The following is a 10,116-nucleotide window of genomic DNA, read 5'->3' as shown; positions in this document are numbered from 1 at the left end:
AGCCGAGGGCGTCCCCCGGCCCGAGGTGCGCCACGAGTGCCCCCGCCACCACGTCGCCCGGCTCCACGAGCCGGCTCCAGGCGGCGCGGGCGAGGCGCGGGTCGGCAGTGTCGAACGGCAGCGCGGGCGGCACGGGCGGTACGGACCCGGTTCGGCGCGGCGGCCGGTCGACCGGCGGCGCCGCCCCGCGCCCGGGCGCCGCGACGACGGGCTCACCCATGGTTCCCCCGGGTACGCATCGTGACGGCCAGGGAGACGTCCTCGCGGGTCGGGGACCCGCGCCCGGCCAGGTCGGCGACCGTCCACGCGATCCGCAGCACCCGGTCGGCCCCGCGCAGGCTCAGCACGCCCCGGTCCACCATCTGCTCGATCGGCGCGAGGACCCCCGGCCCCCGCGAGCGGTCCCGCAGCCACCGCCCCGACACCTCGGCGTTGGTCGTCCAGGGCGTGCCGGCCAGCCGCTCGCGCGCCAGCGCGCGAGCCTCCGCGACCCGGCGGGCCACCTCGACCGACGACTCCCCGGAGGTACGGGCGGTGCGCTCGGCCCGGGTCACGGGATGCACGTCCACCTGCAGGTCCACGCGGTCGAGCAGCGGGCCCGACAGGCGGCCGAAGTACCGGCGCTTCGCCGTCGGCGTGCACGCGCAGTCGAGCCCCTTGTTGACCGACGCCATCCCGCACGGGCAGGGATTCGCCGCCAGCACCAGCTGGAAGCGGGCCGGGTAGCGCGCCGCGCCTCCCGCGCGGTGCAGCACCAACTCCCCCTGCTCCAGCGGCTGCCGCAGGGTCTCGAGCACCCGGGAGGGGAACTCGGGCGCCTCGTCGAGCAGCAGCACGCCCCGGTGCGCCCGCGACACGGCACCGGGCCGCGCCAGGCCCGTGCCGCCCCCGACGATCGCCGCCGGGGTGGCCGTGTGGTGCGGGTCCTCGAAGGGAGGCCGGGTGAGCAGACCGTTCCCTGGGTCGAACGTCCCGGCCACCGAGTGCACGGAGGTCACCTCCACCGCCTCCACGGGGGTGAGGTCCGGGAGGATGCCGGGCAGCCGTGCCGCGAGCATCGTCTTCCCCGCACCGGGCGGCCCCACGAGCAGCAGGTGGTGGCCGCCGGCGGCCGCGATCTCGAGCGCCACGCGCGCCTGCGCCTGGCCGACCACCTCCGACAGGTCCCCCACCGAACGGCGCACGACCGGCTGCCGGGCCGGCCGGACGGCGTCGAGCTCCGGCAGCTCGGCCAGGTCGCCGCCGTGCAGCAGCACCACCTCGGCCAGGGTGGCGGCCGCGTGCACACGCGCCCCCGGCACCAGGCGGGCCTCCTCCGCGTCGCCGGCCGCCACGACGACGTCGGGGCAGCCGGCCTCGACGGCCGCCGCGACGGCAGGCAGGACGCCCCGCACGGGCTGCAGCCGCCCGTCCAGCCCGAGCTCGGCCAGGTGCACCACCCGGTCCAGCCCGGCGCCAGGGATCGTCCCGTCCCCCGCGAGCACGGCCACGGCGATGGCCACGTCGAAGGACGAGCCCGACTTGCGCAGCGACGCGGGCGAGAGGTTGACCGTGATCTTGCGGTGCGGCCACTTGATCCCCGTGGAGAGGACGGCGGCCCGCACCCGCTCGCGCGACTCGTGCAGCGCGGTGTCGGGCAGCCCGACCAGGGTGAACCCCGGCACGGACGCCGCGAGCTGCGCCTGCACCTCCACCAGGTGGCCGCTCAGCCCCGTCAGGGCCACCGACGCCGTCGTCCCGAGGCCCATCAGAGCACCCCGACCAGGTGCTCGACCTGGGCGGCGCCCGACCGTGGCAGCACCACCGCCACGACGTCGACCCGCACCTCGCGGCACCGCACGTCGCGGTGCTCGACGAGCCACTGCCCGGTGAGCCGGCGCACCCGCGCGAGCTTCTCCGGCGTCACCGCCTCGGCGGGATGCCCGTACGCCGTGCCCCGGCGCGTCTTCACCTCGATCGCGACCAGCACGTCGCCGTCGAGCGCGACCAGGTCGAGCTCACCGCCCGACCCGCGCCAGTTGCGCTCCAGCACCTGCAGACCCTGCGCCTCGACGTGGCGCGCGGCCACCCGTTCCCCGTACCGCCCGACGGCGTCCTTCGCCCGCATCGAACCACCTCCGCGGGAAGCCTCGCGGAGCGGCATGGCGCCGGGCGCGGGTCAGGGGCGGCTGTGGACCACGCCCTGCCTGGGGGCAGCGTCGGCGCCTGCGGACGGCCCGCAGCGTCCTCGCCGCTGATGGCCGCGAGATCGCTAGAGGGCGAGCTCCGCCTTCGCGAGCTCCTCGACGTTGACGTCCTTGAACGTCACCACGCGCACGGACTTCACGAACCGCGCGGACCGGTACACGTCCCACACCCAGGCGTCGGCCAGCCGGAGCTCGAAGTAGACCTCGCCCGCGGCGGAGCGCACCTGCAGGTCCACCTGGTTGGCGAGGTAGAACCGCCGCTCGGTCTCGACGACGTACGAGAACAGGCCCACCACGTCGCGGTACTCGCGGTAGAGCGCGAGCTCCATCTCGGTCTCGTAGTTCTCGAGGTCCTCGGCGCTCACGGTGCCATCATCCCATCGGCGAGCCCTGCGTCGAGCGTGGCGGCGGGCGCGCCGGGAACCGTCGCGCCGATCCCGCCGTCGTCGGCGAGCGCGCGGAGGTTCCACGACCGGCGATGCTGCGGCGTCGGGCCGTGGCTGCGCAGCGCCTCCAGGTGGGCCGGGGCGGAGTACCCCTTGTTCTGGTCCCAGGCGAACGCCGGGTACTGGCGCGCCAGGCGCACGAGCAGGCCGTCGCGCTCCACCTTGGCGAGCACGCTCGCCGCCGCGACCGACGAGCACTGCAGGTCCGCCTTGACGAGGGTGCGCACCGCGGGCTCGGGCACGTCGGGGCTCAGCGCCGGGTCGAGGTCGGTCGCCTCGAAGAGGTCCACGTCGCCCCGGCTCAGCCAGTCGTGCGAGCCGTCCAGCAGCACCACGTCCACGTCGCCGCAGGTACGCCGCACCTGTGCCAGGGCGCGCCGGCCGGCGAGCCGCAGCGCGGCGACGATGCCGTGCGCGTCGATCTCCGCGGGCCCGGCGTGCCCGACGGCCCAGGCCACGCCCCAGCGCTGCAGCTGGGGGACCATCGCGACCCGCGCGGCCGGGGTGAGGAGCTTGGAGTCCGTCAGGCCCTGCGGGGCCGTCCGCGTGGCGGCGTCCACGACGACGACACCCACGCTCACGGGGCCGGCGAGCGCGCCGCGGCCCACCTCGTCCATGCCCGCGACGAGACGCGCCCCGCCCGTGAGCAGGGACCGCTCCTGGCGCAGGGTGGGGCTCCGGCGCTGCTTGGCGGCCGCGTTCGCCGTGCGCCGGCGCGGCGGCGTCGGACGACGCACCGTCTCGGGGCCGGAGAGCACGCGGGCGGCCTGTGCGCCGCCCTGCTGCTCGACGAGCGAGGTCACGGCTCCGGCACCTTCGCGAAGACGTCGCCCGGGTTGCGCAGCAGGGTGGCGTCGCTCAGCGGCCAGACCGTCGCGAACGCCGAGCCGACCACGTTGTCCATGGGCACGAAGCCGCCGCCGGGCTTGCCGGTGTTGTAGCGGGAGTCCGCCGAGTTCTGCCGGTTGTCGCCCATGACGAACAGCATGCCGTCCGGGACGGTGGTGTCGAAGTCGAGCTCGCTCGGCACCGAGCCGGGCTTGATGTACGACTCCTCGTCGATGGGCTGCCCGTTGACGCTCACGCGGCCCTGGTCGTCGCAGCACGTCACGTGGTCGCCCGGCAGGCCGATGACGCGCTTGATCAGGTGGTCGCCCGTCTCCTGCGGCATGAGCCCGACGAAGGTCAGGACGTTCGTCACGGCCTGCCCGACCGGAGTGCGCTCCGGCGGCTCGTACGGCGGCAGCCAGCCGCCCGGGTCCCTGAACACCACGATGTCGCCGCGGTGCACGTCGAAGACGTCCGGAACCATCCGGGAGACCATCACGCGGTCGCCGACCTCGAGCGTGTCCTCCATCGACCCGCTGGGGATGAAGAACGCCTGCACGAGGAACGTCTTGATGAGCCACGACAGGACGAGGGCGCTGACGACGATGATCGCCGTCTCGCGCAGGACGCCGAGCCCACCGCTCCGTCCACGGCTCGGCGCCGGGCCGCCGGCCGGGGCGGCCTGGCCCGAGCCGACCACGGCGTCGAAGCCGTCGGCCCCGCCGCCGGACCCCTCGCCCGCGGGGTCGTTCGGTCGAGGCTCGTGCGCACTGGGCCGGTCGGTCACGGGATCGGAGTCTGCCACGCTCTCACTCTTTCACTCGCCACCGTCCAGGGCGAAACCGTCACGAGCCGTGGCGTACCGGGCGACGAAGACCACCACGGACCACCGTCGGGAGACGACGGACGGGCGGCCCTGCCGTAGCAGGACCGCCCGTCGGTGCGCACCGGTGCGGCGTGACGCGGGGCGTCACGCCGCCGCGGTTCACTTCGCGGTCGGCGTCACGCGCTTCTCGCGGATCTTCGCCTTCTTGCCGCGCAGGTTGCGCAGGTAGTACAGCTTCGCGCGGCGGACGACACCGCGCGTCACGACCTCGATCGAGTCGATGGTCGGGGCGTGCAGGGGGAACGTGCGCTCCACGCCGACACCGAAGCTGATCTTGCGGACGGTGAAGGTCTCGCGGACGCCGCCACCCTGGCGCGCGATGACGATGCCCTGGAACGCCTGGACGCGCGAGCGGTTGCCCTCGACGACCTTGACGTTGACCTTGACGGTGTCGCCGGCGCGGAAGTCCGGGACGTCGGAGCGCAGCGAGGCTGCGTCGACGGAGTCGAGCGTGTGCATGGTTCTCTCCCCGCCCTGCCACAGGTCAGGAACAAGATCGTGGCACGCTCTCGGGCGCGCCGTGTCTGACGAATCGGTGGGTGCGTCGGCTCCTCGACCCAGACGGCTAACAGCCGTCATGACCTCCCCTGTGGCAGAGGCCGGGTCGGCGAACACACCAGCGGCCTATTCTGCCACAGGTTCCGGCGCCCGTCGGAGGCCGCCGTCGGCCACCACCCAGCCGAGGCCCGCCAGGAGGGCGAGGTCGGCCTTGTCGAGCCCCGCGACGTCGAGCGCCGCCACCATGTCGGGACGCCGCGCCACGGTGCGCTCCAGGGCCCGGTCGCGGCGCCAGCGCTCGATCCGCGCGTGGTGCCCGGACAGCAGCACCTCGGGCACCTCGAGCCCCTCCCACGCGGGCGGCTTGGTGTACACGGGGTACTCGAGCAGCCCGGCGGCGCCGTGCGACTCCTCGACCAGCGAGTGCGGGTTGCCCACCACGCCGGGCAGCAGCCGCCCGAACGCCTCGATCATCACGAGGGCTGCGACCTCGCCGCCGTTGAGCACGTAGTCGCCGATCGACAGCTCGCTCACGCGGTGCCCGGCGGCCCGGGCGCGCTCGGCGACCCGGGCGTCGATGCCCTCGTACCGACCGCACGCGAACACGACGTGCTCCTCCAGCGCCAGCGCCTCCGCGTGCCGCTGCGTGAACACGTCCCCCGACGGGGTCGGCACCACGAGGTGCCCGCCGCCGCCGGCGGGCAGGACGTCGTCGAGCGCGTGGCCCCACACGTCGGGCCGCATGACCATGCCCGCTCCCCCGCCGAACGGGGTGTCGTCCACGGTGCGGTGCCGGTCGGTGGTCCAGTCCCGCAGGTCGTGCACACGCAGGTCGAGCAGCCCGGCCTTGCGCGCCTTGCCCACCAGCGACAGGTCCAGCGCCGCCAGGTAGTCGGGGAAGATCGAGACGACGTCGACGCGCACGTCAGTCCTCCGGGCGGTCGACGACGGCGGACTCCGCGTCCCGGGCGAGCAGCCCGCCCGGCGGGGTCAGCACGACCCGGCCGCCGGCCACGTCGACCGTCGGCACGATGGCGTGCACGAACGGGACGAGGGTGCGCTCGCCGCCCGGCTCACGGACCACGAGCGCGTCGTGCGCGGGCAGGTGCTCCAGCCCGACGACCTCGCCCACGACCGTGCCGTCCTCGAGCTCCGCCCGCAGACCCTGCAGCTCGTGCGGGTACCAGGCGTCCTCCTCGTCGGAGGCGTCGGCCTCGACGACGAGCTCGACGCCGCGCAGCGCCTCGGCGGCGGTCCGGTCGGCGACCTCCGCGAACGACACGAGCCAGCGCCCCTGGTGCTCGCGGGCGGCGGTCACCGTCAGCGGCCCCGCCGACGCCGGGTCGGTCCGAAGGGTGAGGCCGACCGCCAGCCGGTCCTCGGGGTTGTCGGTGCGCAGGTCGAGACCGACCTCGCCCCGGAGCCCGTGCGCACGCGCGACGCGCGCCACCACCAGCTGCATGACCACTCCTGTCTCGAATTCGCTCCACGGGACGTCGACGGCCCCGCGGTCCAGCATGCCCCGCCCTGGTCGAGGCCACAGACGACGAGGCCCGGCCCCACCGGCGTGCGGTGGGGACCGGGCCTCGTCGAAGCTACGGCAGCGGGTGCGGCGGTCAGCGCCGGTCGACGTCCACGACGTCGACCCGCACGGGGCCGTCCGTCGCGAGCGCGCCGACCACGGTGCGCAGAGCCTTCGCGGTCCGTCCGCCCCGGCCGATCACGCGGCCGAGGTCGTCGGGGTGCACCCGCACCTCGAGCAGGTCGCCCCGGCGCTGCGTCCGTGCGCCCACCCGGACGTCGTCCGGGTGGTCCACGATGCCGCGCACCAGGTGCTCGAGGGCCTCGGCGAGCATCAGGCCTCGGCCTCGGCCTCGGCGGACTCCGCCGGCTCCGCGGTCTTCTTCTCGGCGGCCTTCGCCTTGGCCTTCTCGGCCTCGGCGGCAACGGCCTCGATCGCGGCGGCGCTGTCGGCCTTCGCGGTCTTGGTCCGCAGGGTGCCCTCGGCGCCGGGCAGGCCCTTGAACTTCTGCCAGTCACCGGTGACCTTGAGGAGCGCGGCGACCTGCTCGGTCGGCTGCGCACCGACGCCGAGCCAGTACTGCGCGCGCTCGGACTTGATCTCGATGAACGACGGCTCCTCGGTCGGGTGGTACTTCCCGATCTCCTCGATGACGCGGCCGTCGCGCTTGGCGCGCGAGTCGGCCACGACGACGCGGTAGTACGGGGCCCGGATCTTGCCGAGGCGCTTCAGACGAATCTTGACGGCCACTGTGGTGGTGTCTCCTGGTTCTGGTGGGGCGACCTTGCGCTCCGCCGGGTGGGGTCCTGGCGGCGCATGAGGTCAGGACGCGACCTGCGCAGGAGAGAGGGGCCTGGGCACGCCGAGTACCCGGCCATTGTGCCAGACCCGGGGGGCGCGCTCCAACCTCACGTGACGCACCTCTCGCCGCCGGCTCGCGTCAGCCCCGCACGACCTGTCCGCGCAGCACGACGGCCGTCGGGTGCCGCAGCACCTCGATGTCCTCGCGGGGGTCGGCCGGGTAGACGACCAGGTCGGCGCTGGAGCCCTCGACCAGCGCGCCGAATCCCAGCACCTCGCGGGCCCGCCAGGTCGCCATCGCGACGACGTCGGCCGCGGGGATGCCCGCCGCGACCAGCTCGACGCACTCGTCCACGACCCGCCCGTGGCCCAGGGTGCCGCCCGCGTCCGTGCCGACCAGCAGCGGGACGCCCGCCTCGTGCAGCGTCCGCACGTGCTCGTAGCGGCGCGCGTGCATGCGCCGCATGCGCGCGGCGTACACGGGGTACTTGTCCTGCGCCTGCTCCGCGATCTCGGCGAAGCGCCCCACCTGCAGCAGCGTGGGTGTCACCGGGATGCCGCGCGCGGCGACCTCGTCCACGTAGCCGCCGACCACGCCGGTGCCGTGCTCGATGCCGTCCACGCCCGCGGCGAGGAGGTCGCCGACGACCTCCTCGGAGAACGCGTGCACCGTGACGCGCGCCGCCTCGGCGTGCGCGGCGGCGACGGCCTCGACGAGGACGTCGCGCGGCCACAGCGGCCGCAGGTCGCCGTCGGCGCCGAGGTCCCGGTCGATCCAGTCGCCGACGAGCTTGACCCACCCGTCCGCGCGACGCGCCTCGGCACGCACCGCGCCGGGCAGGTCCGCCACGTCGTCGAGCTCGAGGCCGAAGTTCCGCAGGTAGCGCCTCGGCCGCGCGAGGTGACGACCGGCGCGCACGAGGCGGGGCAGGTCGGGCCGCTCCTGCACCCAGGAGGTGTCGGCCGGCGACCCCGCGTCGCGCACGAGCAGGACACCCGCGTCGCGGTCGGCGAGCGCCTGCGCGACCGCCGTCTCGGCGTCGACGGCGCCGTCCGGGCCGAGGCCCACGTGGCAGTGCACGTCGACGAGCCCCGGGAGCACCCAGCCCTCCAGGTCGCGGGTGGCGCTGCCCTGCGGCGACGGCCTGGTCAGGCTGACGCGTCCGTCGCGCACCCACATCTCACCGACGTCGCGGTCCTGTCCGAGCAGGACATGGCCGGTGACGTGCAGCGGGACGTGCGGGGCGGACATGGTCGAAGGCTACCGAGTCGCAGGGTTCGTCCGGGCGCGCCGGGCCGGAGGCTCAGCGACCGCCGAGCAGCTTGTCGAAGCCGTCGGGGAGCTGGAGCTTGGACAGGTCCTGCTCCGCCGGCTCCGCGCCGCCGCCGACACCGAAGGCGGAGCCGGGCGCCGCGGTGGTCTCGGCGGGGCCGCCGAGGGCGCGCTGCAGGGCGTCGCGCTCCTGCTGGGCCCGCTTCGCCGGGTTGCCGGACTTGCCCTTGACCTTGCGCTGCGGCGCCTGCTTGCCGCGCGCCTTCTTGCCACCGCCGGGCATCCCGGGCATCCCCGGCATCCCGCCGGGCATGCCCGGCATGCCGCCGCCCTTGCTCATCTGGCGCATCATCTTCTGCGCCTGGCCGAACCGCTCGAGGAGCTGGTTGACGGCCGTGGTGGTCTGCCCGGAGCCGCGCGCGATGCGCGCCCGGCGCGAGCCGTTGATGATCTTGGGGTTGTCGCGCTCGGCCGGCGTCATCGACTGGATGAGGGCCTGGACGCGGTCGACCTCGCGCTCGTCGAAGTTCTCGAGCTGCTCGCGCATCTGCCCCATGCCCGGCATCATCCCGAGCATCTTCTTCATCGAGCCGAGCTTCTTCATCTGCTGCATCTGCACGAGGAAGTCGGAGAGGGTGAAGTCCTCGCCCTTCTCGACCTTGGCCGCCATCTTGGCGGCCTCCTCGGCGTCGAACGCCTTCTCGGCCTGCTCGATGAGGGTGAGCACGTCACCCATGTCGAGGATGCGCGAGGCCATCCGGTCGGGGTGGAAGACCTCGAAGTCGGTCAGCTTCTCGCCCGTGGAGGCGAACATGATCGGCCGGCCGGTGATGGTGGCCACGGACAGCGCGGCACCGCCGCGGGCGTCGCCGTCGAGCTTGGACAGCACCACGCCGGTGAAGTCCACGCCCTCCTCGAACGCCTTCGCGGTCGCGACGGCGTCCTGGCCGATCATCGCGTCGATGACGAACAGGACCTCGTCGGGCTGCACGGCGTCGCGGATGTCCGCGGCCTGGCGCATGAGGACCTGGTCGACGCCGAGGCGGCCGGCGGTGTCGACGATGACGACGTCGTGCTGCTTGGTCCTCGCCTCCGCGACACCCTGGCGGGCCACGCCCACGGGGTCGCCGATGACGACGTCGGTCTCCGCGCCCTGGTTGCCCGGGTGGGGCGCGAAGACGGGCACGCCCGCGCGCTCGGCCACCACGGACAGCTGGGTGACGGCGTTGGGCCGCTGGAGGTCGGCGGCGACGAGCAGCGGCGTGTGGCCCTGGTCCTTGAGGGCCAGCGCGAGCTTGCCGGCGAGCGTCGTCTTACCGGCGCCCTGGAGGCCCGCGAGCATGATGACCGTGGGCGGCGTCTTCGCGAGCTGGAGCGGGCGGGTCTGGCCGCCGAGGATCGCGACGAGCTCGTCGTTGACGATCTTCACGACCTGCTGCGCCGGGTTCAGCGCGCCCGACACCTCGGCGGACAGCGCGCGCTCGCGCACGGCGGCGGTGAACTCGCGCACGACGGGCACGGCGACGTCGGCGTCGAGCAGCGCCCGGCGGATCTCGCGCACGGTCGCGTCGATGTCCGCCTCGGAGAGCCGGCCCCGACCGCGCAGGTTCTTGAACGTCGCGGTGAGCCGGTCCGACAGGGAGTTGAACACCAGGCAGGTCCTCACAGAGAGTCTT

General features: G+C 74.5%; 12 protein-coding genes and 1 pseudogene. All 13 read right to left on the bottom strand.

Going from position 1 to position 10,116, the window contains the following annotated elements; all coding sequences use genetic code 11:
• Positions 1-220, bottom strand: a pseudogene (locus ACFU5J_RS11495) (hypothetical protein); the annotation flags it as partial.
• Positions 213-1,748 carry a YifB family Mg chelatase-like AAA ATPase gene (locus tag ACFU5J_RS11490; protein WP_430578792.1) on the bottom strand — a complete coding sequence of 512 codons (1,536 nt, stop codon included), beginning with the start codon at positions 1,746-1,748 and terminating at the stop codon, positions 213-215. The pseudogene ACFU5J_RS11495 and the gene ACFU5J_RS11490, both read right to left, overlap by 8 nt.
• On the bottom strand, positions 1,748-2,107 hold the full coding sequence (locus ACFU5J_RS11485) for a YraN family protein (protein WP_430578791.1): 360 nt from the start codon (positions 2,105-2,107) through the stop codon (positions 1,748-1,750). Before ACFU5J_RS11485 ends, ACFU5J_RS11490 begins: the two co-directional genes overlap by 1 nt.
• A 144-nt stretch (positions 2,108-2,251) precedes the next feature.
• The gene (locus tag ACFU5J_RS11480; RefSeq protein WP_013838354.1) at positions 2,252-2,551 is read right to left on the bottom strand and encodes a DUF2469 domain-containing protein; all 300 of its coding nucleotides are present in this window, start codon (positions 2,549-2,551) and stop codon (positions 2,252-2,254) included.
• Positions 2,548-3,369 carry a ribonuclease HII gene (locus tag ACFU5J_RS11475; RefSeq protein ID WP_430575376.1) on the bottom strand — a complete coding sequence of 274 codons (822 nt, stop codon included), beginning with the start codon at positions 3,367-3,369 and terminating at the stop codon, positions 2,548-2,550. The genes ACFU5J_RS11480 and ACFU5J_RS11475 overlap by 4 nt, the downstream gene beginning before the upstream one ends.
• Positions 3,370-3,431: 62 nt before the next feature.
• The gene (gene lepB, locus ACFU5J_RS11470) at positions 3,432-4,265 is read right to left on the bottom strand and encodes a signal peptidase I (RefSeq protein ID WP_430575128.1); all 834 of its coding nucleotides are present in this window, start codon (positions 4,263-4,265) and stop codon (positions 3,432-3,434) included.
• A 180-nt stretch (positions 4,266-4,445) separates the two neighbouring features.
• The gene (rplS, locus tag ACFU5J_RS11465; protein WP_430575127.1) at positions 4,446-4,805 is read right to left on the bottom strand and encodes a 50S ribosomal protein L19; all 360 of its coding nucleotides are present in this window, start codon (positions 4,803-4,805) and stop codon (positions 4,446-4,448) included.
• A gap of 165 nt (positions 4,806-4,970) precedes the next feature.
• Positions 4,971-5,768 (bottom strand): tRNA (guanosine(37)-N1)-methyltransferase TrmD, encoded by a 798-nt coding sequence (trmD, locus tag ACFU5J_RS11460; protein WP_430578790.1) that lies wholly within the window; start codon positions 5,766-5,768, stop codon positions 4,971-4,973.
• 1 nt (position 5,769) lies between these two features.
• Complete coding sequence (gene rimM / locus ACFU5J_RS11455; protein ID WP_430575125.1) at positions 5,770-6,306, bottom strand: ribosome maturation factor RimM; 537 nt, start codon at positions 6,304-6,306, stop codon at positions 5,770-5,772.
• A 154-nt stretch (positions 6,307-6,460) separates the two neighbouring features.
• Positions 6,461-6,700: an RNA-binding protein gene (locus tag ACFU5J_RS11450; protein ID WP_380324067.1), complete on the bottom strand. Its 240-nt coding sequence runs from the start codon at positions 6,698-6,700 to the stop codon at positions 6,461-6,463.
• Positions 6,700-7,116, bottom strand: a complete 417-nt coding sequence (gene rpsP / locus ACFU5J_RS11445) for a 30S ribosomal protein S16 (protein WP_430575123.1) — start codon at positions 7,114-7,116, stop codon at positions 6,700-6,702. Before rpsP ends, ACFU5J_RS11450 begins: the two co-directional genes overlap by 1 nt.
• A gap of 190 nt (positions 7,117-7,306) precedes the next feature.
• Positions 7,307-8,419: an amidohydrolase family protein gene (locus ACFU5J_RS11440; RefSeq protein ID WP_430575122.1), complete on the bottom strand. Its 1,113-nt coding sequence runs from the start codon at positions 8,417-8,419 to the stop codon at positions 7,307-7,309.
• A 52-nt stretch (positions 8,420-8,471) separates the two neighbouring features.
• The gene (gene ffh, locus ACFU5J_RS11435; protein ID WP_430575121.1) at positions 8,472-10,091 is read right to left on the bottom strand and encodes a signal recognition particle protein; all 1,620 of its coding nucleotides are present in this window, start codon (positions 10,089-10,091) and stop codon (positions 8,472-8,474) included.
• Positions 10,092-10,116: the final 25 nt, after the last annotated feature.

This window comes from Isoptericola sp. NPDC057559 (assembly GCF_042801555.1).
In the GTDB taxonomy this organism is placed as follows: Bacteria; Actinomycetota; Actinomycetes; order Actinomycetales; family Cellulomonadaceae; genus Isoptericola.
Note: the sequence above shows the minus strand (reverse complement) of the source record. Positions and strands in the feature narration are given on the sequence as shown.

Bases quoted from the DNA above. Each gene is read 5' to 3' on its own strand.
- ACFU5J_RS11440 (WP_430575122.1), bottom strand. From the start codon at position 8,419: ATGTCCGCCCCGCACGTCCCGCTGCACGTCACCGGCCATGTCCTGCTC.
- ACFU5J_RS11490 (WP_430578792.1), bottom strand. From the start codon at position 1,748: ATGGGCCTCGGGACGACGGCGTCGGTGGCCCTGACGGGGCTGAGCGGC.
- rplS (WP_430575127.1), bottom strand. From the start codon at position 4,805: ATGCACACGCTCGACTCCGTCGACGCAGCCTCGCTGCGCTCCGACGTC.
- ACFU5J_RS11450 (WP_380324067.1), bottom strand. From the start codon at position 6,700: ATGCTCGCCGAGGCCCTCGAGCACCTGGTGCGCGGCATCGTGGACCAC.
- rimM (WP_430575125.1), bottom strand. From the start codon at position 6,306: ATGCAGCTGGTGGTGGCGCGCGTCGCGCGTGCGCACGGGCTCCGGGGC.
- ACFU5J_RS11485 (WP_430578791.1), bottom strand. From the start codon at position 2,107: ATGCGGGCGAAGGACGCCGTCGGGCGGTACGGGGAACGGGTGGCCGCG.